Here is a 24,676-nt window from a genome sequence, read left to right on the forward strand (position 1 = left end):
GCTTTCTTCCTACTCGATTTGATTGTATTTTTAGTTGTGTATTACTCTCCTGACTCTAACGTAAATCCAAACGTACTACCAATTTCCGGCTTACTGCGGATGTTGATTGTTTGTCCATGGGCTTCTATAATATGCTTCACAATTGCTAATCCAAGGCCGGTACCTCCAATATCTCTTGACCGTGCTCTATCCGTACGATAGAACCTTTCAAACACACGTGGTAAATGCTCTTCAGCAATCCCGATACCATCATCAGAAATCTCTACCAGCACGCGCTTATCATCCATAATGTAGATGCTTGCTACCGTATGGCCATCTGTACGACCGTATTTGATTGAGTTGTCAATTAAGTTAATCAGCACCTGTCTTACTTTCTCTTTATCTGCCAATACATGTATTGGTGCTTCACAGCCTTTCTTCACATTGAACTTAATTCCTTTGGTATTCGCCTTTAGTGAAAGGGTGTCGAATACATCCCTGATCAGTTCCTGTATCACAAAGTTCTCTGCATTGATCGTCATCTCTCCACTTTCCAGTTTAGAGATCTCATCCAGGTCATCTATCAAGCGACAGAGGCGTTCAATATTCTTGGTAGAATTCTTCAGGAACAGTTTATTCACTTTCGGATCATCCATGGCACCATCCAGCAGTGTGTGAATGTACCCCTGTACCGCGAAGATCGGTGTCTTCAGCTCATGGCTCAGGTTCAACAGGAACTCTTTTCGATACGCCTCGTTTCTACGCAGGCTATCCAACTCTTCTTTCTTTTGACTGGCCCACTTCTCCACATCTTCACTCACCTCTTCAATCGTCTTTAGGGGAAGAATATTCTTGTTGAAGAACTCTTCTCTCTTAGACGCTTTGGTCTGATAAATGAATTTATAAATCAGCTTGATCTTTCTGTAGATAAAGTTCTGTAAGGTATACAGATAGAGATAGTAAGACGTGAGGAAGGTGAGCACGAATGCTGTGACAATGATCTTCCAGTCACTATCAATTAATACAGACCCCAACGTGATGACCGTTGCGAGAATCAGTGCGGTAAAACCCGCTAATTTTTGCGGGGAAAGGTTTTTGGCTTTGAACATACTCCACAATGAGTAATGATTATAATACCGGGAAATTAATCCAATTTTTTCACTTGCCATACAAAGGAATTCCTCCGGATAACTGTTGCAACCTATGATTGCATCAGCTATCCGGCCAGGTTCGGCCTGCTGCCGTTATCAACACAATTTACATTTCGAACTTATAGCCAACGCCTTTTACAGTGGTAATGAGATCGATCCCAATTTTCTGGCGGATCTTACGGATATGCACATCTATGGTACGGTCGCCCACGATGACTTCTGTACCCCATACCTGATTAAGGATCTCGTTGCGAAGGAATACGCGGCCTGGTTTAGAAGCCAGCAGTTGCAGTAATTCAAATTCTTTCTTAGCCAGGATGATCTCCTGTCCTTTGTATGTCACTGTAAACTTCTCTCTGTCGATGATCAGGTCGCCCAGATGTACCTGCATTTCTTCAGTCTTGTGCAGACGGCGGAACAATGCATTGATACGGCTTACGAGCAACTTTGGCTTGATTGGTTTTGCAATATAGTCGTCGGCACCCATGTTCAGTCCATCTACCTCCGATTTTTCATCATTGAGGGCAGTCAGAAAGAGCACCATGGTATCTTTAAATTCAGGAATTTTTCTGATCTCCCGACAAGTGTCGATACCGTTTTTATTGGGCATCATAATGTCCAGCATAATCAGGTCCGGACGGAACACTTTCGCCTTCTGAATCGCCTCGATACCGTCTTTGGCAGTTACTGTATCATATCCTGCAGACTTAAGATTATAACTGATAATCTCAAGGATATCGAGCTCATCATCCACCACTAAAATCTTACCTGCTACCGCTTGGTCCATCATATAGTTTGACATTTTTAGACGGCACAAAATTATATCGCCGGCCCCGCTATTAATGAAAAGTTAATATTATCTAATTGTTAATTCGGACGTATGGCACACCCATAGCCGGTATACGGGAAAATTAAGACATATGAATTTACATCATTTTCAGGGGATTCAGATGATAGCTATTCTGTTTTTTTGTTATTGCCATTTATTTCCCTGTGATTACCATTCCCTTCGCCACCGAGTTTTTTGATTGCCTGCGACATTTCGGACAGCATTTCGATCTGAGTTTGTTGCATTTCCATCATATCCTGCTGCTGATGAATGATGAGGTGATCGATTTTTTCATGTAAGATCCTGACTTCCAGCTCGGACTTCAGGTTGATCATATAGTCATTTTTTGCCCTGATCCTGTCCTTTTCTTCCGTACGGTTCTGGCTCATCATGATGACAGGGGCCTGTAAGGCTGCCAGGCAGGAGAGGATGAGGTTGAGGAGGATAAAAGGGTAGGGGTCAAAGCCTTTGTTGAAAAGCCAGAAGACGTTGAACGCCATCCAGAGGAGGATAAAGACGAGAAATGAGATGATAAAGGTCCAGCTTCCGCCGAATTCGGCAATTTTATCGGCTATCCGCTGACCGAAGGTGAGTTGTGAGCCATCACCGTCCTCCAGTTTGTCTGTAAGTGTATCATGGTCCCGAAGCTTTTCGATCACGGTTTTCTCCATTTCGGTGAGTTCTCCGATTTCCTTGGCGAAGAGGTGCTCGAAATAGTGTTGCCTGTATTTGTTGAGCTCAGAGAGCGAGATCTTTGATTTAATGCTGAGGTTGGGATGGTCCTTGCGGATCAGGTCGAGAACGGACTTACGAACATTACGGCAGTGGATCTTTTCATTGGCGGGGAATTCGTTGCCTGAAAGATCGCTGATGAAGTTTTGCATAAATAAAGCGGATTTCCGGGATGAAGGTACTAAAATTACAATAGCATCCTCCGCCGGGGGGACTTCCTGCCCCTGAGATACGATTGCCGGGGGCAGAAGTATCTCAGGGGCGATTGGTGGCCCGATCCGTGGGGCGCCAATGAGCAGAACTCCCTTATTGTAGGAAATTGGTAGTAAATTTGCTATACTAGCCTTTATTAAGCATAGTTGTATTAATGAAAAAAATTATAATAGTCCTGTTAATGATTGTCTTTCAGGACAGTCTGGTTCATGCACAAAGTACTCAGAAGATAGACATCCCTATCGGGCGTATCGGATTCCATGATAATATCGACAAAGAACAGGCAGCAGCACTAAAATTTGATGGCAAGGCGGACGACCTGGTAAAGGTGTCGGATGATCAAACGATCAACCTACAGGTAACCAATGCCTTGATCAGGCAGGTGGATGATATGCAAACCCAGATAGAACTGGATTCTTCACTCGATCATCGTTTGAAAATCAAGTACCTGTCAGGGCTATATGTTATGCTGCACGATTATAATATGAAACGTGCTTACCATAAAATACAGGCTGAAGAAGCTCCTGTAATGGTAGAAGCTTACAGGAATATGATGGCTGCCGATATCAAAGGGCAGAGCATCAAGCCTTACCTGCAGGACCTTTCGTTCGACGCAGGCGAGAAAATGATCGAAGTATTTAAGGATAACCCTGGTTATAAAGACGCCAGGGAAATACTCTTTGGTAAATATGCCTTCAATCATCTTGAAACTGTGATGACAGAGATTTCAGGTTACCTGGAATACCCTATCACTGACTCCGTGATTGCAGCAGTAGCACGTAAATATCCTAACCAGGTATTGACTTACGCTACTTCGTACACACCGATAGCAGCCAGCATCCGTAAGAACCCGGATCCTATTGTACAGCAGATCGTAGCCATCGGCAAAACGAGCCAGCCTACACTGATCCTGCCTTTCATCGATGAACTGATGGACGGTACCACTACCGTGGATAAACTCACGACTGTAATCAGCAACGAAGACCTTTACTTCAAACAACTGGTGAAGAGCGCTATCGCTTTGCAACACCGCCGTAACAACGGAGAACACGTACTGGGTCTGAAAGCGATGATGGAGAACCTGCAAGCCAAGTCCCTCCGCTATATCCGCGAAGTGGATGACCTGCATGAAGAGCCTGCTAATGTACGCTTTGCTATCGTTAAGAACTTTACACCTGAAGAACTATATTACCTGATCGTAAACGGTCAGGAAGAGTTATATACTTCCAGTTACACCAACCATAACAACGCCGGTCTGTACGACCAGATGATGGCTCGTATGAAACCGCCGCGTGGTGATAGTTTGCTGATGCTGGTAGAATTTGACCGCTTTAAGAAATTCATCGCTATGGCGGCTGGTTATAACACCCTGGATAACTTCCTGAAATCCATGGATCCGGCAAATGCCAACTACCTGATGAAGAAATATGTGAGCAGCCTGGAGAAAACAGAAGACCTGGAAGATGCAGTAGATGTGGCTAACTCATTCGGTAGTATCAGAGATACAAAGCTGCTGGCTTTCCTGCGGGAAGAGGTTGCTAAGAACTATGCTTACCTGTCTAAGAAAAAAGATAGAAGAGGGATGGTGATCTATGAACTGCTGGGTAGCCTGTTCGACACTGAAACAGAGAAGACCAGTGATTCTTCCAAAGCCACTGAAATGGCGACCAAGCTGAAACTGCCTCCGATCAACTTCGTGACTTATAATAGCCTGCTCAATGACAGCGGCAGAATTATACAACAGGTATTTTTCTATGGAGATAAAGATGGTCATGACTCATATGTAAGCTTTATGGGCAACTTCCCATCAAGCGAGTGGAGAGTGACTAAGGGTAAATACTGGACAGTGATCACTTCTATCAAGGGTAAGCCAATTACTATCTATGCGAACCTGCCACTGGAAGAGCCGGCGGATAAGGAAGCGATTGAGAAGCTGAGTGAGTTCCTGGATGAAAATGATATTCATCCGACCGTATTCATTCACCGTGGGCATAGTTATCACGTGAATACTACGCTGGATAATTTGCAGGCGACTGCGAAGATAGTGGTATTGGGATCTTGTGGTGGTTATCATAACCTGGCGATCGTGTTGGAGAAGTCACCAGAGGCGCATATTATTTCTTCCAAGCAGGTGGGTACCAGGTTTGTGAATGAGCCGATCATTCGTCAGTTGGATGAGACGCTGAGAGTAGGGAAGAATGTGGATTGGGTGGATATGTGGAGTGTGTTGACCAGGAAGTTTGCGGGGGATGCGAGGAATAAGGAGTTGTTTAGTGATTATGTGCCACCGCATAAGAATCTGGGGGCGATATTCATAAAGGCTTATAAGCAGATAATGAAAGACGAGAAATTATAATTGGAAATTATATGGGGCTGACTAAAAAGTAAAATGAAGGTGTTCAGAATTGCGGAAAAGCAATTTCGGCTCCATCACCTACCCGAGAGGGGGGCCCCTTTTTGGTCAGCCCCCTTTTGCGGGGCTACCATGAACGGTTCTGCTACTGCAGAACCGTTCATGGTAGCTTATTCCTTAAAAAAGCTGTAGGTTTGCTTACTGTAAAGCGATATTAGGGTGGAAAAATCAGCGGAAAAGAAGAAAGTATTCGATGTCAGCCTATTAAGGCGCATATTCAGTTTTACATTTCCTTACAGACGTTCCTTTTACATTTCAATGTTTTTGACGGTATTACTGGCAGTGATCTCGCCCATGCGACCTTACCTGATCCAGCTTACTGTCGATAAGTACATTGCCAATCAGATGATGCAAATGTTGATTACCATCTCCATCATCCAGGTTGGTTTACTGTTGCTGGAAACAGTATTTCGTTTTTACTTCTCGTACCTGACCAACTGGCTGGGACAGTCAGTAGTGAAAGATATGCGAGTAGCAGTGTACAAAAAGATCGTTCATCTCAACCTCGCCTTCTTCGACAAGACCCCCATAGGCACGCTTACCACCCGCACCATCAACGATATCGAAGCTATTAACGACGTATTTTCCGAAGGATTAATTTCCATCATCGCAGATATGCTCATGATCGTAGCCATCCTCGGTGTGATGTTCTACGAAGACTGGCGGCTCACGTTGATCAGCCTGTCTCCATTCCCGATCCTGATCATAGCCACTTATATCTTCAAGGAAAGCGTGAACAAGTCATTCTTCCGTGTTCGAAATGCAGTGGCGGCATTGAATGCATTTGTGCAGGAGCACCTGACAGGGATTGTGATAGTACAGGCATTCTCCGCAGAGAAAAGAGAATTTGCCCGTTTCAAACATATCAATAAAGAACACAGGCAGGCCAACGTAGATGCGATCTTCGCTTATTCGGTCTTCTTTCCGGTAGTAGAAATTATTCTCGCCATCTCCCTTGGATTAATGGTGTGGTGGGGTGCAAATAAGGTACTGAATTACGAAGTGACACGGGGTGTAATGATTGCATTTATTATGTACCTGAACATGCTGTTCCGTCCACTGCGTATGCTGGCAGATAAGTTCAATACTTTGCAGATGGGGATGGTGGCCAGTGAGCGTGTGTTCAAGATCATGGATAGTGACGACTATATTCCTGATACTGGACAGGAGAGTGCTGCGAAGATGCGTGGTTCGATCACGTTTGATCATGTCTATTTTGCTTACAAGGATCAGGAATATGTATTGAAGGATATCAACTTCCACGCGGAACCGGGTGAGACCATTGCCATTGTAGGGCATACGGGTTCAGGGAAGACGACCATTATCAGTATCCTGAATCGTTTGTACGAGATTCAGCAGGGAGTTATCCGAATAGACGGAACAGACATTACCAAGTATGGCTTGCAGTCGTTGCGCAGCAAGATTGGCGTAGTACTACAGGATGTATTTCTCTTTGCTGGTTCCATTTATGAAAACATTACACTCCGTAACCCCGGAATTTCAAGGGAGCAGGTAGAGCAGGCGGCCCGCCTCATCGGGATGCATGAGTTCATTATGCAGTTGCCGGGAGGGTATGATTATCAGGTGATGGAAAGGGGTAGTACCCTTTCACTGGGACAACGTCAGTTGATATCATTTGTAAGGGCTTTATTATATGACCCTGCCATTCTTATACTGGATGAAGCCACATCATCGGTAGATACAGCATCTGAAATGTTGATCCAGCGGGCTATTGATAAATTGATTTCCGACCGTACCTCCATTGTGATTGCACACCGTTTGTCTACCATTAGCAAGGCAGACAAGATCATTGTGCTGGACAAGGGAGTGGTGAAGGAAATGGGTTCACATGAAGAGTTGTTGAAGCTGGAAGGGTTTTATTTTAAGCTGCATAGTATGCAGTTTAAACAGCCGGATACGATATAAGAGTATGTGTTTTGGGGCCTGGCGGCGAACCTGGAATGAATAGAATATTAACCCTTTTTTTGTTATTTTTATTAGAATAAAACTCCCCTACCTATTTATGAGAAGTACGATGAGAGTGCTATTATGCTGTATTGCGTTCGTAGCGGTCACCACCCAAACCCATGCTGGCGATTATGAAAAAGCGTGGGAGGCACTGCACAAAAACGACAAAGTACACGCTTATGAACTGTTCCGGAAAGTACTGAAGAGTGACCCGGTCCACAAACAAAACGCTATTGCCGCCCTGATTCTGCTGGAAAGCTATGATGGGCGCGGTGATACATTCCTCAACAGGTATCCTTCGCCATTTACGGTGATCACCGACCTTAACCCGTATACCTACGCTTTATGGTTCACTGACGGTATCTTCGGCGCTTATGGCATCAAGAAGGGGAAGCAACTTGATAACCTGAACACAGTAATTACCGACAACCGCTTTAACGGTTCGCTACATGCTGCGGCTAAGTATTACAAAGGGCTCCATCACCTGATAGGCATGCAGCTAAAGGAATCCGGTAATATGTACAGCCAGATTGGCGCCTTAGGTAACTGGCAGTTCGTTGGGTCCTTTGACAACATCAGCGGTAGTGGTTTTAACAAAGACTACGGCCCGCTGAAAGAGCCTAATACCGGAAAAGGCTTTACCTCTTACAATAACACACATATAGACTGGTTCAAACCAGCGGTGACGGACAGTGCCGGCTGGCTGTTCGTAGGCACACTGTTCCCTGCTGCCAATTCAGTTGGGTATGCACAGACTTTTGTGAATTCGCCGGTAGATCAGGATGCGATCCTTTGCCTGGGTGGCAATGGTAGTCTGAAGGCCTGGCTGAATGATAAATTGCTGATTGCACAGGAGGATGAAATTGCTACAGAGCTGGATAAATTCAATGTACGTGTACACCTGAAGAAAGGTTACAACCGTGTACTGGTGCAGATAGGCTTTACGAATCCCGGTTCCAACTTTATCGTTCGTCTTACAGATGATAAGTATGAAACCCTGAAAGGGCTTACCACAACTGATAAGGTAGAAACTTACCCTGTAGATAAAACTACAGATGTACCGGAATTGCTACCACACTTTGCTGAAGCATATTTCAAAAAGCAGGTAGAGAAATATCCGAACGATCCTATCTATGCTATTCTGTTGGCTAAAGTATACAACCGTAACCAGCAATATGATAAAGCAAAAGATGCATTGTTTAAATTCTTTGAAAAGGATCCGCAGGACCCGCTGCTGGCTTATCAATACCTGGAATGCCTGTCATCCAAATACGACAGAACTGACATCTCTGCACTGGTAGAAATGCTGAAACAGATAGATCCTGAAAATACGCTTGTATTGCAGGGGCATGAGTCAGAACTGGAAGATGAAAAGAAATGGAATGATGCACTGGAAGTAGTGAACAAACTGGAAGCCCGCGAAGGACAAAGTCTCTGGACGATCTCGAAGAAAATGTACCTGCATGCAAATCTGCAACACGTAGATAGCATGGTCACCATGTTGAAGAAAGCATATGAACTGTACCCGGATGAATACGATGTGGTAAGTGGCATGTATGCATATAACCAGAAGATGGTGAGAGACCCGGCAGAAGCCATGAGAATACTGGAGAAGTACCTGGCTGGTCACAACAATACCAAAGTGCAGGAACAACTGGCAGAGGATTACTTTCAGCAGAAAGAACCTGAAAAGGGGTTGGCTGTATTACGTAATATCATCAAGACGGCGCCGTATGAACTGTATGTGTATTCACCAATTATCACGCACTTCTTTGCAGCACAGCAATATGATTCTGCTATTCATTATCTGGAAATAGAACATGCTATCAGCCCATACAATTCAAGTCCGCTGGGTACTATAGCTGCCTGTTATCTGCAAAAGGGAGATAAGGAAAAAGCATTGGATTATTACAAACAGGCACTGGCCCTCTATGCAGGTGGTACGACTTACAGAGAGAAGATCCGTGAGCTGCAGAATAAGCCGGATGTATTCAGTTACTTTCCCAAAATGGATTATTACGCAGCAATCAACAAGGACCTGAAAGCACCGCAGGATACAGCAAAGAGCTATTACTACATCTTCGATGAAGAGAATGTAGTACTCTATGCAGAAGGCGCCAGTGAACAGGTGACGAATACGGCTATCTATATCAACAAGAAAGATGCGATTGATCAGTGGAAAGAAATTTCCATTCCTTACAACAGTACTTATTCAGACCTGACCATCATCAAAGCAGAAGTGGTAAAAGCGAATGGTACCAAGATTTCTGCAGAAACCTACGACAATGATATTGTATTCACCCGTCTGGAACCAGGTGATGTGATTTACTATAATTACAAGGTGGCCAACTTTGGGATTGGTCGTTTAGGACGTGAGTACTGGGATAAGTTTTACTTCCAGGCGACAGTGCCTACCAGGCTGGCGCGATATAGCCTGATGGTGGCTGCGCCGCTCAGCATCAACTATGTGATGAAGAATGCAGATGACGTGAAACCTGTAGAAAGTCAGCATGAAGATTTCCACATGTATACCTGGGAAATCAAGAACGTGCCTGCTTTCAAAGACGAATCTTACAGTCCTTCACTGGGTGATATTGGCAAGGTATTGCATGTATCTACTGTAAAATCCTGGGATGTGATTGCGGAGTGGTACAGTGATGTGACCCGTCAGCAATCCAAAGAGAACTTCGATGTGCTAAAGACGTTGCAACGGATCTTCCCGAATGGTGAAGAAAAGAAGCTGAGCAATGATGAGAAGGCAAAACGCATTTACAACTTTATCGAGCAGAATATCAGTTATAGCTCAGTGGCTTTCAGACAGGGGGCATATATCCCACAGCGGGCAAGTAAGACCCTTGCCACCCGTTTGGGAGATTGTAAAGATGTGAGCACCCTTTTTGTATCCCTGGCCCGTAAGGTAGGGCTGGATGCCAACCTGGTGCTGGTGAGTACACGTCGCAACGGTCAGCAGGGCATGGTATTACCATCTATGGAGTTCAACCACTGTATCGCCAGATTCAAGGATGGGGAGAGTTATCGCTACCTGGAACTGACTGATAACCAGTTGCCATATCATGCACTGCCCCAGAATGACATCAGCGCGCAGATCCTGAATATTCCATTTAACTATGATACAAAGGAGACGATTAGTCTGCTGAAGCCGACTGATAAATACGATGTGAAGCTGAACCGCCAGACTAAAATAGCTGTGGGTGCTACGGACCTGAAGGTAAAGACTTCCATGACAGTGAATGGAGAGCTGGCTTCCAATATGCGTGGCCGCTTTGCGGACAAGGATGAGGAGGAGATGCGGAAAGCGCTGCAGCAGAGTGCCGCCAGCCATTACAAGAACCCGGTGACACTGGATAGTTTTGAAGTGGCGAACCTGGATAACCTGGAGGATTCCGTGACGATCAGTACGACCTATACCGTTAAGAATGAGGTGATTGGAGTAGGAGACATCAACATGATCAAGCCACCGTTCATGGATGTGGTGGCTACCAGCGATGTATTCAATAATGAGGCCCGCCAGTATCCGTTTGAATACTGGTTGTACGAAAATACAGATCGTTACACAAGTGAGATAGAGCTGAACCTGCCAGCGGGAAAAACCTTCGACCAGATACCTGCGGATGTAAAAGCGACCTTCAAGGATATGAAATATGAGCTCACTTACCACAAGGTAGCGCAGGGCAAACTGATCATAAACAGGTCGTTCATGACGAACATCATGGACAACATTCCGGCATCTGAGGTTGGTCAGATGAAAGATTTTTTCAACTTGATAGTCAACGCAGAACAAAAATATATTTCCTTTAAATAGGATAAACGGTATGACGAAAGTCGGGTAGACAATGTATTATTGCATTAATATGTAATGTGACATTGTTTTCCCGGCTTTCCTTTTTTCGTCGTCCCCTTTGTTTAATTATAATTCTGGTTATCTTTGCGCAAAATTTCAGAAAGCGGTGATTTCCTCCAAACTGTTTAAACTTAAGCTGGTAGCACTTATTGCAGTTTTCTGCATGAGTGGGTATAGTACGTTTGCAAACCCGACTGAGGGCGAGCCTCATGAAAAGAAAGGGTTTAATGCCAAAGAGGTGATCCTTGGCCACGTTAAGGATGCCCATGATTGGCATCTGTTGGACATTGCAGGCACTCCTGTAACGATCCCTTTACCTGTTATCATATATAGCAAGGAAAGAGGGTTATCCACTTTCTCGAGCTCGCAATTCCACCATGGGCATGCTTCGCACGACGGTTACCGTCTGGTAAACGAGCACTACCTGGAAGAAAAGGGTCTGGCTGCTAACAAGTACGTTCCTGGTAAAGTCATTGCAGTAGATGCAAATGACAACCCAACGAATGAAGAGATCTACGACTGGTCAATTACCAAGAACCTGACTTCTATGCTGATCGGTGCAATTCTGCTGATCTGGATTATGACGAGTGTAGCGAAAGCTTATCGTGTCAGGGGGTCCAAGCAAGCGCCAAAGGGTATGCAAAGCCTGTTGGAGCCTGTGATCATCTTTATGCGTGACGAAGTTGCCAAGCCAAATATTCCAGGTGCTTATGAAAGATATACTCCTTTCATTCTCACAATCTTCTTCTTTATCCTGATCAACAACTTGTTGGGTCTGTTACCTGGTGGTGCGAACGTAACCGGTAACCTGGCAGTAACAGCTGCGCTGGCGCTGATTAGCTTCCTGGCAACGATGTTCAGTTCTAACAAGCATTTCTGGGCTCACACCCTGAATCCTCCTGTTCCGGGATGGGTAAAACCAATCCTGGTGCCAGTTGAAATCATCGGTATCTTCACTAAGCCGGTGTCTCTGATGATTCGTCTTTTTGCGAACATCCTGGCAGGTCACATCATCATCCTGAGCATTATTTCTCTGGTATTCATCTTTGGTTCACTGCAGCCAATTGCTGGTTTCGGTTTTGCACCGATTACGATTATATTCAATATCGTAATGATGATGCTGGAATTGCTGGTAGCTTTTATCCAGGCTTTCATCTTCGCTAACCTGACAGCTGTATTCATCGGTCAGGCAATGGAAGGCGGTCATGATGATCACCACGAGGCAAAACATCACTAAGATCAAAATTCGTATTAAACAATAAATACACATTTATCATGGCTATTTTAACTGTTTTATTGCAGGCTTCTACTGAAGCAGCTGCTTCTGCTGCTGGTCTGGCAAAAGCTGGTGGTGCTGTTGGTGCTGGTATCGCTGCTATCGCAGCTGGTATTGGTGTTGGTAACATCGGTAAGAGCGCGCTGGAATCTATCGCTCGTCAGCCTGAAGCTGCAAATGACATCCGTGCTAACATGATCCTGGCAGCGGCGCTGGTAGAGGGGGTTGCCCTGTTCGGCGTTATCGCAGGTCTGCTGGCAGTAGTGCTGTAAGGCCAAAACTTATTACTGCATCCGGCGCACAGGGCAATGGATGCAGTAATCTCTATCTTTAAAAAAGATCGCTGATCTGGCAGTATACCGGTAAAAATGTTTGTGTATTGCATTGGTACACTGGCATCATCAGCAAGAAAAAAATAATGCGAACCAAATAAATTCTAATAATCATGGATCTGTTGCAGCCCGCGTTAGGCTTGTTTACCTTCTCATTAGTTATATTCATCATTCTTTTCATTATCCTGAAGAAGTTTGCATGGAAACCGATCCTCTCTATCCTGAAGGAAAGAGAAACCTCTATATCTGACTCAATCGCAGCTGCTGAAAGAGTAAAAGAGGAAATGGCTCAGATGAAAGCTGAACATGAGCACGTACTGGCAGAAGCTAAAGCTGAAAGGAGCAAAATCCTGAAAGAAGCTAAAGACGCTAAAGATCACATCATTGCTGAAGCTAAGACACAAGCTCAGGCTGAAGCTAAGAAGATCATCAGCGAAGCTTACACTGCTATCGACAACCAGAAAATGGCTGCCCTGACTGATGTTAAAAATCAGGTTGGTAAACTGGTTATTGAAGTAGCTGAGAAAGTGCTGCGTAAAGAACTGTCTGACAAAAAAGCTCAGGAAGGTTATATTAAAGAACTGGCAGGAGACATTAAATTAAACTAAGAGCTAATCGCTATATATATGCGGAATCCTCGTTTAGCATCCAGGTATGCAAAATCTTTGATAGATCTGTCCTCTGAAAAAGGACAGCTGGAGGCTGTACAGGCAGATATGCTCTTCCTGCAGCAGCTCTCAAAAACAAATCCTGATGTGGTGAATTTGCTGAAAAGTCCCATCATCAAGCCTGATAAAAAACAACAGATCCTCGCTGCCATCTTCGACAGCCGTGTGAGCGCCATGACTTCTGCTTTCATTAAGTTGCTGGTAATCAAGGGAAGGGAAAGCAATCTGCCTGAGATCGCAGGTGAATATCTGCGTCAGTACAATACACTGAAAGGTATCAGTAAGGTGAAAATCACCACTGCTGTACCAGTAGATGCAAGTGTACTGAATGTGATCAAGCAGAAAGCAGAAGCAGGTTCAGACAAGAAGATCGAACTGGAATCAGCAGTAGATGCTGCCCTGATCGGTGGTTTTGTACTGGAAACAGAGGACAAACTGTTTGATGCATCAATACTGCGTGATCTGAATGACATCAAAAAGCAATTCGCAGGTAACATCTATGTTCCTGAACTGAAATAAAACAATTTACAGCAGCCGCTGCGTACCCGCAAAGCTGTTGTCGTTATACATCAATTTATTTAACGACTCTTTCTAAAAGTATATCACTATGGTGGAGATAAAACCAGATGAAATTTCGGCGATATTACGCCAGCAACTAAGCAACTTCAATGCTGCTGCTGACCTCGAAGAGGTTGGTACCGTATTGCAGGTGGGAGATGGTATCGCACGTGTTTATGGTTTGAACAACGTTCGTTCCGGTGAACTGGTAGAATTCGAAAATGGTGTTCAGGCGATCGCGCTGAACCTGGAAGAAGATAACGTGGGTGTGGTATTGATGGGTGAATCGGGTGACATTAAAGAAGGTAACAAAGTACGTCGTACCGGTAAGATCGCCTCTATCAATGTAGGTGAAGGCATGGTAGGTCGTGTAGTAAATACCCTGGGTGCTCCTATCGATGGTAAGGGCCCAATCACTGGCGAACTGTATGAAATGCCACTGGAACGTAAAGCTCCGGGTGTATTGTTCCGTGAGCCTGTAAAAGAACCACTGCAGACTGGTATCAAAGCGATCGATGCGATGATCCCTGTAGGTCGTGGTCAGCGTGAGCTGGTGATCGGTGACCGTCAGACTGGTAAAACTGCCATCTGTATCGATACCATCATCAATCAGAAAGAATTTTACGAAGCTGGCAAGCCAGTATATTGTATTTATGTAGCGATTGGTCAGAAAGCCTCAACAATCGCAGGTGTAATGAAAACCCTGCAGGATGCAGGTGCTTTGGCTTACACTGTTATCGTAGCTGCTTCTGCTGCTGATCCTGCTCCTTTGCAGTTCTACGCGCCATTTGCTGGTGCTGCTATCGGTGAGTTCTTCCGCGATAGCGGTCGTCCTGCACTGATCGTATACGATGATCTGTCTAAACAGGCGGTTGCTTACCGTGAGGTATCTCTGCTGCTCCGTCGTCCTCCTGGACGTGAAGCTTATCCTGGTGACGTATTCTACCTGCATAGCCGTCTTCTCGAGCGTGCAGCGAAAATCATCAGCAAGGATGAAATCGCTCAGCAGATGAATGACCTGCCAGAATCAATCAGACACCTGGTTAAGGGTGGTGGTTCCCTGACGGCATTGCCAATCATCGAAACGCAGGCTGCGGATGTATCTGCATACATCCCAACCAACGTAATCTCCATCACTGACGGTCAGATCTTCCTGGAGTCTAACCTGTTCAACGCTGGTATCCGTCCGGCTATTAACGTAGGTATCTCCGTAAGCCGTGTGGGTGGTAACGCTCAGATCAAATCCATGAAGAAGGTAGCTGGTACCCTGAAACTGGACCAGGCGCAATACCGTGAAATGGAAGCGTTCTCTAAATTCGGTGGTGACCTGGATGCTGCTACCAAGCAGGTACTTGATAAAGGTGCCCGCAACGTGGAAATACTGAAACAACCTCAGTTCTCTCCGTACACTGTAGAAAAACAGGTAGCAATGATCTATCTGGGTACAAACGGTCTGCTGCGTGAAGTTCCGGTTAGGAATGTGAGGGCTTTTGAAGAGGCTTTCCTGAATGAAATGGACGTTCGTCTGCCAGATGTAATGGCTGAGTTCAAGAAAGGTAACCTGCCTGAAGAAGGTTTGAAGAAAATGGTTGCGCTGGCTAGCGAACTGAAACCAAGATTTGCATAAGCCTATCAAGGTAAGAATATAAGAGAACGGCCTCACCCAAAGGGAGAGGCCGTTCTTTTTTACCGACTGTTCACCCGCTTTTACCGGCAATACTCCCTACATTTGCCTTATATGGATTGATAGCCCCCTGGCCCCGATGTAGCTTTGTTAAAAATTCAACACCCCCTATGTGTAAGTTTTACCTAATTCTGTTTTTATCAACCATCCCGACGGCTGTTCTGCAGGCGCAAACAAAGATCAGTGGAAAGATCACCGACAAGAAAAATCATCCATTACAGGGAGTGAATATCTCCATTAAAGACGCTTACGACGGTGCTACCAGTGCCGCCGACGGTACCTTCTCTTTTACAACCGACGTCACCGGCGAACAAAGTGTTTTTTTCAGTTTAGCCACTTATCAGACACAGGAACAAAAAGTAAATCTCTCAGGTCCCGTGACACTGAATATCATTTTAAGAAATGATATCAGCCAGCTCAAAATCGTGACCATCTCCGCAGGGAGTATTGAAGCCAGCAGCGAGAAGAATAATACTGTACTGAAACCGCTGGATATTGTAACCACTGGTGGTGCGATGGCAGATATTGTGAGTGCATTAAAGACATTGCCGGGTACACAGCAAACCAATGATAAGGAAGGCCTTTTTGTACGTGGTGGTACCGGTTACGAAACACAGACATTTATAGACGGATTACTGGTGCGTAATCCTTTTTATTCAGGGTTGCCTGATATGCCGGGAAGAGGGCGTTTTTCACCGTTCCTGTTTAAAGGCACGACCTTTAGCAGTGGGGGGTATTCAGCTCAGTATGGACAGGGTTTATCTTCTGCACTGGTATTGGAATCACAGGATCTGCCGGAACGTTCTTCCTATTCACTGGGGGTATCTCCGATTGGTGTGAGTGGTGGATTGGATGAACTGGCAAAAGATAAGAAAGGCTCTTTTGGTATAGAAGCAGACTACACCAACCTGGGTCCTTATCTGAATGTGATCAAGCCTAAGTTTGAGCCGAGTGTGAATCCAGAGATCATTGGTACTTCTGCTAATTTCAGAAGGAAAACATCTGCTACAGGCATGCTCAAGTTCTATGGATATAGCAACTGGACACATATGGGGAGTATTCGTCCCAGCTTTGAATATGCAGGGGATAAGGAGTTGTTTGAAATGAAAAATCAGAATGTGTATACGAATCTAAGCTATAAGGAGTTATTAAATAATGACTGGAAGATAAATGCAGGGGTATCATTTAGTACGAATACAGATAGGATCACTTTAGATACGGTGCCGAAGAACCCCGACCCGATGAAGATCCATAACCTTTCACAACTGGCTCAGGGTAGAGTGATGCTTACAAAGAACATTGGTAATTTCTCTGCACTGCGCTTGGGTGGTGAGTATCAGTATGCCGTGGAAAACGCTGAATACAATGGATATAAGGCGAACTATACAGATAATTATTCTGCTGCATTTGCAGAAGGTGATATCTACTTCACACCACAATTTGTAGGTCGTGTAGGTGGTCGTATGGAATACTCATCGAAGATTGGTAAAATGAATCTGGCACCGCGTGTATCATTAGCGTATAAGTTAGATCAGAATAGCCAGGTGTCATTAGCTTATGGTGATTACTATCAAAAGCCGGAGCAGCAATACCTGCGATTCAAGCCAGATTTGGATTACATGAAGGCTACGCATTACATCGCCAGTTTTCAGCGGGTAGCCAATAACTATACACTGCGTGTGGAAGCGTTCTATAAAAAGTATCATAACCTTGTGAAGACAAGTCCGGATACAGTTACTAACGGTACTGGCTATGCAAAAGGCATTGAACTCTTCTGGCGTGATCGTAAGAGTGTGAAGAACCTTGACTATTGGGTATCTTATTCTTATCTCGATACCAAGCGTAACTATCTCACTTACCCATATGAAGTACAGCCGGACTTCGCTGCAAAGCATACTTTCAGCGTAGTGACCAAATACTATATTTCATCTATCACTACTAATATTGGTTTGACATACACCTTTGCTACAGGTCGTCCTTATTATAATCCGAATCTGCCTGTGAGCCAGTTTATGTCGCAAAAGACCATCGATTATAATTCAGTCGGATTGAGTGTCAGTTATCTGACATCTATTCACAAAGCCTTTACCATCCTCGTATTATCTGTGAATAACATCGGTAATTTCAAACAGGTATATGGCTATCATTATTCAACAGATGCGTTGCGCAGGGAAGCGATCACACCGAATATTCCCCGCTTTATTTACCTGGGTATGTTTATGAGCTTTGGTATAGACAGGCGTCAGGAAACGATTGATAACTTATAAAACCTAAACTTGTATATGATGAAAACTTTTGTTCTCTCCTTCTGCCTTTTAGTAACTACATTTTCTATGACTTTTGCGCAGAGCGCGCAATATGAATCAGCCATGAACAAACAGATTGCACTGCTGGATGATCCCGCCAACCGGGGGCCTGAGAAGATGCAGGAAATTGCCAACACCTTTGAGCGTATTGCTGCTGCTGAAAAGACACAATGGTTGCCTTATTACTATGCTGCTTATTGCTATGTGATGAATGCACTGATGGAGAAAGATAAGAGCAAGGTGGATATGATCGATGATAAGGCGCAGGCTGCCATTCTGCAGGCAGACGCGCTGAGTCCTAAGAATGATGAGATCTATTGCATCAGGTCATTGATCGCTACAGCACGTATTGGTGTGGATCCGCAAACAAGAGGTATGCAGTATGGTACGGAAGCTGCTACCTGGCTGGCACAGGCTGCGCAGATCAATAAAGAGAATCCACGTGTGGATATGCTGGAGGGACAGTCTTTGTATTATACACCGGAACAGTTTGGTGGCAGTAAAGCGAAAGCGAAAGAGAAGTTTACAGTAGCGCTGAAGAAGTTTGCAGCATTCAAGCCGGCAAGCGGGATTGCGCCACATTGGGGAGAGGAGTATACCAGGCAGTTATTAGCAAAATAAATAAATTTATAGTTAAATGGACCTGCATGCGCAGGTTCATTTAATTATAAATCAAGCCCAACAGGGAGGAATGGCGAAGCCATTCCTCCCTGTTGGGCTTATATCCCTGTTATTACATTTCAGTCTTTACCGTTAACTTTAAAACACACGTTAACCTAAAAACTGAACCCCATGAAAACCGTGGAAAATAAACTCTCCGTGGCTTCTTCTTCCGCCTTATTACTCTCTGTAGTAAAAAGCCTGTACATGGATGGCTGGGGGCATGCATACTTATCACACATTGATTTCAGTGCTGTAGAAAAACCGGCAGAAGAGCTGTCAAGGATCACGCCTTTATTCAGTGAGATCTTATTGCTTCGCAAACAGATGGTGCGCTACCTGATCAAACAGCTTATGATAGAACACCCCCATCAGCAGGTATGCATATTAGCAGCGGGCCTGGACCCCCTGGGGCTGCAGATTGCAGAATACTTTCCCGAACAGCTTACCAGCATTTATGAAGTGGATACCTGCCATATGCAGGAAAAACAGGCGCTCTATGCCGCCGTGTCCTACAATGACGCCCGCCTGCATACATTACATGCAGACATTACCCACACACAGCAAATGATGGAACTACTGATAGCCGCAGGCTACAGACCGCATGAACCTACCCTCATCGTATTTGAAGGTATCATGCATTATATTCCCGAAGAGCATTTTCTGAAAGTGATGCGTTGTTTTTGTTCCAGGGGGCGGAACAATGCGGTGATTATGGATTATACCATTCCTGAGGAGGAGATGCCGGCTTCTTTTATATCCCGGGCAAGGGCATTGTCAGATATTATGGAAAACAATATTGGGGCTTATACACGGGCTTATAGCCGTAAGAAGGTGATGAACCTGCTCTCATTGTTAGAAGCGGAAATAACGGGTGTTTATGACATGCAGGCAACGGAATATGTATTGCACGGGTATAACAAGTGGTTCAGGAGCAGGGGAGAGGGGTTGCTGGAAATGGCAGCATTTCATATTTAAGGAAAGCATTCCAACAATAAAATGACGGGGTATTATCAGGTGTCAGAAAAAAACTTCATGAAAGAGGGAATTCACCAACGGGGGATGAAAAGCATTTTCAAGGAAAAAGGGGATATATCATCAATAACAGGAAGGCCATGAGAATTGCATGTACGAAAATTCTCTCCATCTGGTACATAAATAGAAACCTTCATGAAAGCGGGAATTTACCAACGGGGGGATGAAAAGTATTTTCAAAAAAATGGCCGTCCCGAAGTTTTGAGACGGCCCTTTTTCTATGCTATTCAGAAGCTAATTCAATTTTCTTGAGTGGGTTCAGCGTGTTCTCGTCATACTGTTCTCTCTTCTCAATAATATCCAGACAGGAGAAGATCGCCTGGCGGAAAGAAAAGTGATCTGCCAGGTTTTTACCTGCAATATCAAATGCAGTACCATGGTCAGGAGAAGTGCGTACGATAGGCAGACCTGCCGTGAAGTTGATCCCTTCGCCGGTAGCCAGTGACTTGAATGGTATCAGGCCCTGGTCGTGGTACATAGCCAGTACGCCATCGAAGGCGGCGTGCATATTCCTTGCAAAGAAGGCATCGGCGCTATAAGGGCCAAAGCAAAGAATACCATGGTTCTTTGCATGGTCAATAGCAGGGATGATCTCTCTCAGTTCTTCGTCACCGATCAGGCCATCATCGCCGGCATGTGGGTTCAGACCCAGTACTGCAATGCGTGGCTGGTCGATACCAAAGTCTCTGATCAGGCTATCTTTCATCATGGTCAGTTTGGCCAGGATGTTTTCGCGGGTCACATATTTTGCTACATCACGGATAGGTACATGCTCGGTGAGCAATCCTACACGCATATTATCGGCAGTCATAAACATGAGCACATCTTTTGCTTCAAAGGCATCTCTGAGGTAAGGGGTGTGACCAGTGTAATTGAACTGCTCGCTCTGTATGTTCTTTTTGTGGATCGGAGCGGTCACCAGACCATCTATTTCACCGTTTTTCAGGCATTCGATGGCGACTGCGAGGGAACGGGCAGCGTATTTACCGCCTGTTTCATTCAGTATACCTGGTGTGATCTGTACTTCTTCTTCCCAGCAGTTGAATACATTCACCTGCTTGTGGTTCAGCCTGGAGAATTCTTTCAGACTCTGATAGTTGAAGTTGTTCTCATTCATCAACTTGCGATAGAAGTTGATCGTCTTGTTGGAAGCAAATATCACCGGGGTACAAAACTCCAGCATTCTGTTATCCGCAAAGGTCTTGATAATCAATTCGGCGCCAATGCTGTTAATATCACCAACGGTGATACCAATTACCGGCTTGTTTGTCTGGGCGTTGCTACTCATGCGTTTTGAGAAATAATGGGCAAATATAACAAGAATTAAGGGAGAAACTTATTCAAACTGATTTCCGTAATTTTGACACCTGAACATGTATACACTTAAAAAATCGCTTGGGCAGCACTTTCTCAAGGACGAAAACATCTGCAGAAAGATTGTTGATTCACTACCTGTAATTCCGAATCAGCAAGTGCTGGAAGTGGGGCCTGGTGCGGGCGCCATCACAAAATACCTCCTTGAACTGCCAGATACTTCATTCAAGGCTGTAGAGCTGGACACTGAAAAGGTAGCATACCTACAGAAGACATATCCGGCCATTCAGGGAAAGCTCATTAATGAGAGTTTTCTGGATGTGAAGCCGCCGTTTGAGGGGAAATTCAATGTTATTGGCAACTTCCCGTACAACATTTCTTCCCAGATCATGTTTCGCATACTGGACTGGAAGGAGCAGGTACCCTGTGTAGTCGGGATGTTCCAGAAAGAGGTGGCTTTGCGCATTGCTGCAAAGCATGGGAATAAGGACTATGGTATTTTGAGTGTGCTCATTCAGGCTTATTACAGGGTAGAATACCTGTTTGAAGTGAGTGAGACCTGTTTCAATCCGCCTCCGAAGGTGAAGTCGGCAGTGATTCGTTTGCACAGGCTGGAGGAGAATTATGATATTCAGAATGAGCGGAAATTTAAGAACCTGGTAAAAACTGCTTTTGGCCAGCGTCGTAAGCAATTGCGAAATCCGTTAAAAACATTATTTGATAAGGAAGTACTACAGGACAGCATCTTTACCAAACGGGCAGAAGAGCTGACCGTAGCAGATTTTGTAGCATTATCCCACAAGATGATATGAGCAGGAAAGTATTAATTACAGCTAAAGCGCACAATTACTTAATTGACAGGTTGGAAGAGAAGGGATTTGAAGTCAGCTACCAGCCTGCCATTACATACGAGGAGCTACTTGGAGCTATTCACGAATACGTAGGATTGATTGTAACCACCCGCATGAAGATAGACCAGCCTGTTATAAACCGTGCATCGCAATTGCAATGGATCGGGCGACTGGGTAGCGGCATGGAGCTGATCGATGTGGCGTATGCGGAGAGCAAGGGTATTCATTGTGCCAGCAGTCCGGAGGGAAACAGGGAAGCGGTTGGTGAGCAGATGGTTGGTATGCTGTTGTGTATGATGAACAATGTGCTGAAGAGTAACCTGGAATTGCGCCAGGGCATTTATGAAAGAGATGGGAACAGGGGTTTTGAAATAGGCGGCCGTACGGTAGGCATCATTGGGTATGGTAATACTGGCAGTGCTTATGCGCGTAAGCTGAGAGGCTTTGAGCCAAAGATCCTGGCTTATGATAAATATAAAACCGGTTTCAGCAACGATCATGTACAGGAAGCGACGATGGAGCAACTGTTTGCCGAAGCTGAGATTGTGAGTGTGCATCTGCCACTGACAGCGGAAACCAGACACCTGGCGAACCTTGCCTTCTTCCGTTCTTTCCACAGACCCATCTGGTTCCTGAATGCGGCGAGGGGGAAAATCGTGCACACACCGGATCTGATCCAGGCGCTGGAAGAGGGATTGCTGAGAGGGGCGGCACTGGATGTACAGGAGAATGAAAAGCTGGCTACTTATAGTCAGGAAGAGAGAGCGCAGCTGCAAAAACTGCTGAATTTTCCGAATGTAGTGATGACACCGCACATAGCGGGATATACCCATGAGGCGAGCATTAATATGGCCAGGATTGTGTTAGAGAAGTTGCATGTGATATAAGCTTGCAGGGAGAATTTATCATTAGGAATGCTTACAATTCCGGGATGGCAGATTCATGCATTAAGATTACCCTATATGTGACATTCTTTAGGGGATTCAGCATTTTTTCGTTATATTTGCTTTAATACAAATTTACAACGCTTCTGTGCAAACGGGGGCGTTGATTTTTTTTCTTTATTCTTAAACTAAATAACGTTATGTCTGGTATTAACTACGTTACCAAGGAGACCCTGGACCAGATGCGTGAAGAGCTCAATTTCCTAAAAACAAAAGGCCGGGCAGAAATTGCCAGGGCTATTTCGGAAGCCAGAGAGAAAGGTGACTTGAAGGAAAATGCGGAGTATGACGCAGCAAAAGAGGCGCAGGGTTTACATGAGGCCAAGCTGGCCACACTAGAAAATGCGATCGCTACTGCCAGAATAGTAGACGCAGAATCCATTGATACCTCCAAAGTATCTATTTTATGTAAAGTGACTATTACAAATGTAGGTACTAAGAAAACCGTGACCTATCAGTTGGTGTCGGAGAAAGAGGCGGACCTGAAAGCGAACAAGATCTCAGTGACTTCTCCCATTGGGAAGGGATTGCTGGGCAAAGTGATAGGTGATGTTGCAGAAATCTCTACTCCTAATGGTGTAATTAAACTCAAGGTAGAGGATATTACAATATAATAATCTCTCTGAAGATATCAGGGCCTTCCGTATCATGCGGAAGGCTTTTTTTTTACCTTTAAGCTTCTTTAAAAAACCGCATTATGTCATCTGTATTTACGAAAATCATCAACGGTGAAATTCCCAGCTACCGTATAGCTGAGAATGATAGTTTTTATGCTTTCCTGGATATTTTTCCATTAGTGAAGGGGCATACATTGATTGTTCCAAAGGTGGAGATAGACAAATTCTTCGATGTGACGGATGATTTGCTGGGCGAGTGGTTGTTGTTTGCTAAGCCAATTGCGCAGGCGATAGAGCATGCATTTCCATGCAATCGTGTAGGTATGAGTGTGGTTGGTTTGGAAGTACCGCATGCACATATGCATCTGATACCTATTAATTCAATTGACGATATGAACTTCCAGCGTCCTAAGCTCAAGCTGTCAGAGGCTGAGTTCAAGGCTGTTCAGGAGCAGATTACAGCTGCCCTGGCACGTTAAAGCGGAAGCCTACACCATGGAGGGTTTCCAGCTTTATAGCGGGATCTGTTCTGAAATGTTTCCTCAGCTTGGTAATGAACACGTCCATACTGCGGCCCAGGAAATAGTCATCTTTGCCCCAAACGTGGAAGAGGATCTCTTCTCTTTTCAGCGTTTTGTTAGCATTATCGCAAAGGTATTTGAGCAGGTCAGCTTCTTTTTGTGTAAGTGTGCTGGAAACCTCTCCGTTCTTTTCGCGAAGAATGAGGTCATTATAGTCAAAGGTGAGTTTGCCGATGTTATACTGCGTGCGTTTCTCTGTCGTAGTGTTTACGGCACTTTTGGTTCTTTTCAGGAATACTTCAATGCGCAGCAAGAGTTCCTGCATGCTGAATGGTTTGGTAATATAGTCGTCTGCTCCTGTTTTAAATCCTTTAATTTTATCTTCATCCATTGCTTTCGAGGTGAGAAAGAGGATAGGAATGAAGTCGTTTTTTCTCCGGATTTGTTCTGCCAGTGTGAAACCGTCTTTTTTGGGCATTACCACATCCAGTAAACATATATCAAAGGTTCGTAACTGGAACTGCTCCCAGGCCATTTGTCCGTCTGTGCTATGTACCACATCGTAGCCTGCTTCTTCTAATCGCTTCTTTGTTACCGCACCAACATTTTGATCATCTTCCACCAATAGGATTCTTGCTTTCATAGCTTGATGCTGATTATATAAAATACCATAGTTTATGGCGTATAGCTCCATGTGTCATCAGGGGGAGCTAGTTATGAAGATTTTGATTCAAAGTAAATACAATTTATTAACTTCTGGAAA

General features: G+C 44.7%; 20 protein-coding genes. 15 read left to right on the top strand and 5 right to left on the bottom strand.

All coding sequences use genetic code 11. The annotated features are described in order from the left end of the window. Positions 1-41: 41 nt before the first annotated feature. The 3 genes from BW716_RS16835 to BW716_RS16845 all read right to left on the bottom strand — a co-directional run bounded on the left by BW716_RS16835 (position 42) and on the right by BW716_RS16845 (position 2,843). Positions 42-1,148 (bottom strand): cell wall metabolism sensor histidine kinase WalK, encoded by a 1,107-nt coding sequence (locus BW716_RS16835; protein WP_083724041.1) that lies wholly within the window; start codon positions 1,146-1,148, stop codon positions 42-44. An 88-nt stretch (positions 1,149-1,236) separates the two neighbouring features. Further along, on the bottom strand, positions 1,237-1,920 hold the full coding sequence (locus BW716_RS16840) for a response regulator transcription factor (protein ID WP_083724043.1): 684 nt from the start codon (positions 1,918-1,920) through the stop codon (positions 1,237-1,239). A gap of 167 nt (positions 1,921-2,087) precedes the next feature. Continuing rightward, on the bottom strand, positions 2,088-2,843 hold the full coding sequence (locus tag BW716_RS16845) for a DUF1003 domain-containing protein (RefSeq protein WP_083724045.1): 756 nt from the start codon (positions 2,841-2,843) through the stop codon (positions 2,088-2,090). Between the two features lie 242 nt (positions 2,844-3,085). Here BW716_RS16845 and BW716_RS16850 point away from each other — a divergent pair, with 242 nt between their 5' ends. From BW716_RS16850 to BW716_RS16900, 11 genes are all read left to right on the top strand, one after another. Further along, positions 3,086-5,260 (top strand): hypothetical protein, encoded by a 2,175-nt coding sequence (locus tag BW716_RS16850; protein ID WP_143708883.1) that lies wholly within the window; start codon positions 3,086-3,088, stop codon positions 5,258-5,260. Positions 5,261-5,476: 216 nt separating this feature from the next. Then, complete coding sequence (locus tag BW716_RS16855) at positions 5,477-7,243, top strand: ABC transporter ATP-binding protein (protein ID WP_083724049.1); 1,767 nt, start codon at positions 5,477-5,479, stop codon at positions 7,241-7,243. A 97-nt stretch (positions 7,244-7,340) separates the two neighbouring features. After that, a complete protein-coding gene (locus tag BW716_RS16860) occupies positions 7,341-11,108 on the top strand; it encodes a DUF3857 domain-containing protein (RefSeq protein WP_083724051.1) in 3,768 nt (1,255 codons plus the stop codon). 145 nt (positions 11,109-11,253) lie between these two features. After that, the gene (atpB, locus tag BW716_RS16865; RefSeq protein WP_083724214.1) at positions 11,254-12,384 is read left to right on the top strand and encodes a F0F1 ATP synthase subunit A; all 1,131 of its coding nucleotides are present in this window, start codon (positions 11,254-11,256) and stop codon (positions 12,382-12,384) included. Positions 12,385-12,422: 38 nt separating this feature from the next. Beyond that, positions 12,423-12,695 (top strand): ATP synthase F0 subunit C, encoded by a 273-nt coding sequence (gene atpE, locus BW716_RS16870; RefSeq protein ID WP_083724053.1) that lies wholly within the window; start codon positions 12,423-12,425, stop codon positions 12,693-12,695. Between the two features lie 173 nt (positions 12,696-12,868). Next, positions 12,869-13,363 (top strand): F0F1 ATP synthase subunit B, encoded by a 495-nt coding sequence (gene atpF / locus BW716_RS16875; protein WP_083724055.1) that lies wholly within the window; start codon positions 12,869-12,871, stop codon positions 13,361-13,363. A gap of 18 nt (positions 13,364-13,381) precedes the next feature. Beyond that, complete coding sequence (gene atpH / locus BW716_RS16880) at positions 13,382-13,942, top strand: ATP synthase F1 subunit delta (protein ID WP_083724057.1); 561 nt, start codon at positions 13,382-13,384, stop codon at positions 13,940-13,942. An 88-nt stretch (positions 13,943-14,030) separates the two neighbouring features. Then, a complete protein-coding gene (gene atpA, locus BW716_RS16885; RefSeq protein ID WP_083724059.1) occupies positions 14,031-15,608 on the top strand; it encodes a F0F1 ATP synthase subunit alpha in 1,578 nt (525 codons plus the stop codon). Between the two features lie 167 nt (positions 15,609-15,775). After that, on the top strand, positions 15,776-17,932 hold the full coding sequence (locus BW716_RS16890) for a TonB-dependent receptor (RefSeq protein ID WP_083724061.1): 2,157 nt from the start codon (positions 15,776-15,778) through the stop codon (positions 17,930-17,932). 66 nt (positions 17,933-17,998) lie between these two features. Further along, positions 17,999-18,592 carry a hypothetical protein gene (locus tag BW716_RS16895; RefSeq protein WP_083724063.1) on the top strand — a complete coding sequence of 198 codons (594 nt, stop codon included), beginning with the start codon at positions 17,999-18,001 and terminating at the stop codon, positions 18,590-18,592. 171 nt (positions 18,593-18,763) lie between these two features. Further along, complete coding sequence (locus tag BW716_RS16900) at positions 18,764-19,609, top strand: class I SAM-dependent methyltransferase (protein WP_083724065.1); 846 nt, start codon at positions 18,764-18,766, stop codon at positions 19,607-19,609. A 280-nt stretch (positions 19,610-19,889) separates the two neighbouring features. On the opposite strand, the gene pdxA is transcribed toward BW716_RS16900, so the two are convergent. Next, on the bottom strand, positions 19,890-20,954 hold the full coding sequence (pdxA, locus tag BW716_RS16905; protein ID WP_083724067.1) for a 4-hydroxythreonine-4-phosphate dehydrogenase PdxA: 1,065 nt from the start codon (positions 20,952-20,954) through the stop codon (positions 19,890-19,892). An 85-nt stretch (positions 20,955-21,039) separates the two neighbouring features. On the opposite strand from pdxA, the gene rsmA reads away from it, so the two are divergent. The 4 genes from rsmA (at position 21,040) to BW716_RS16925 (ending at position 23,871) form a co-directional block, all read left to right on the top strand. Further along, positions 21,040-21,792: a 16S rRNA (adenine(1518)-N(6)/adenine(1519)-N(6))-dimethyltransferase RsmA gene (rsmA, locus tag BW716_RS16910; RefSeq protein WP_083724069.1), complete on the top strand. Its 753-nt coding sequence runs from the start codon at positions 21,040-21,042 to the stop codon at positions 21,790-21,792. Further along, positions 21,789-22,718: an NAD(P)-dependent oxidoreductase gene (locus tag BW716_RS16915; RefSeq protein WP_083724071.1), complete on the top strand. Its 930-nt coding sequence runs from the start codon at positions 21,789-21,791 to the stop codon at positions 22,716-22,718. The genes rsmA and BW716_RS16915 overlap by 4 nt, the downstream gene beginning before the upstream one ends. Before the next feature lie 197 nt (positions 22,719-22,915). After that, on the top strand, positions 22,916-23,389 hold the full coding sequence (greA, locus tag BW716_RS16920) for a transcription elongation factor GreA (protein ID WP_083724073.1): 474 nt from the start codon (positions 22,916-22,918) through the stop codon (positions 23,387-23,389). Between the two features lie 83 nt (positions 23,390-23,472). After that, a complete protein-coding gene (locus BW716_RS16925) occupies positions 23,473-23,871 on the top strand; it encodes an HIT family protein (RefSeq protein WP_083724075.1) in 399 nt (132 codons plus the stop codon). Here BW716_RS16925 and BW716_RS16930 read toward each other — a convergent pair. Beyond that, the gene (locus BW716_RS16930; RefSeq protein WP_083724077.1) at positions 23,849-24,556 is read right to left on the bottom strand and encodes a response regulator transcription factor; all 708 of its coding nucleotides are present in this window, start codon (positions 24,554-24,556) and stop codon (positions 23,849-23,851) included. The two genes, BW716_RS16925 and BW716_RS16930, sit on opposite strands and share 23 nt — an antisense overlap. Positions 24,557-24,676 lie beyond the last annotated feature (120 nt).

The sequence above is a fragment of the [Flexibacter] sp. ATCC 35208 genome (assembly GCF_001975825.1).
Taxonomy (GTDB): domain Bacteria; phylum Bacteroidota; class Bacteroidia; order Chitinophagales; family Chitinophagaceae; genus Chitinophaga.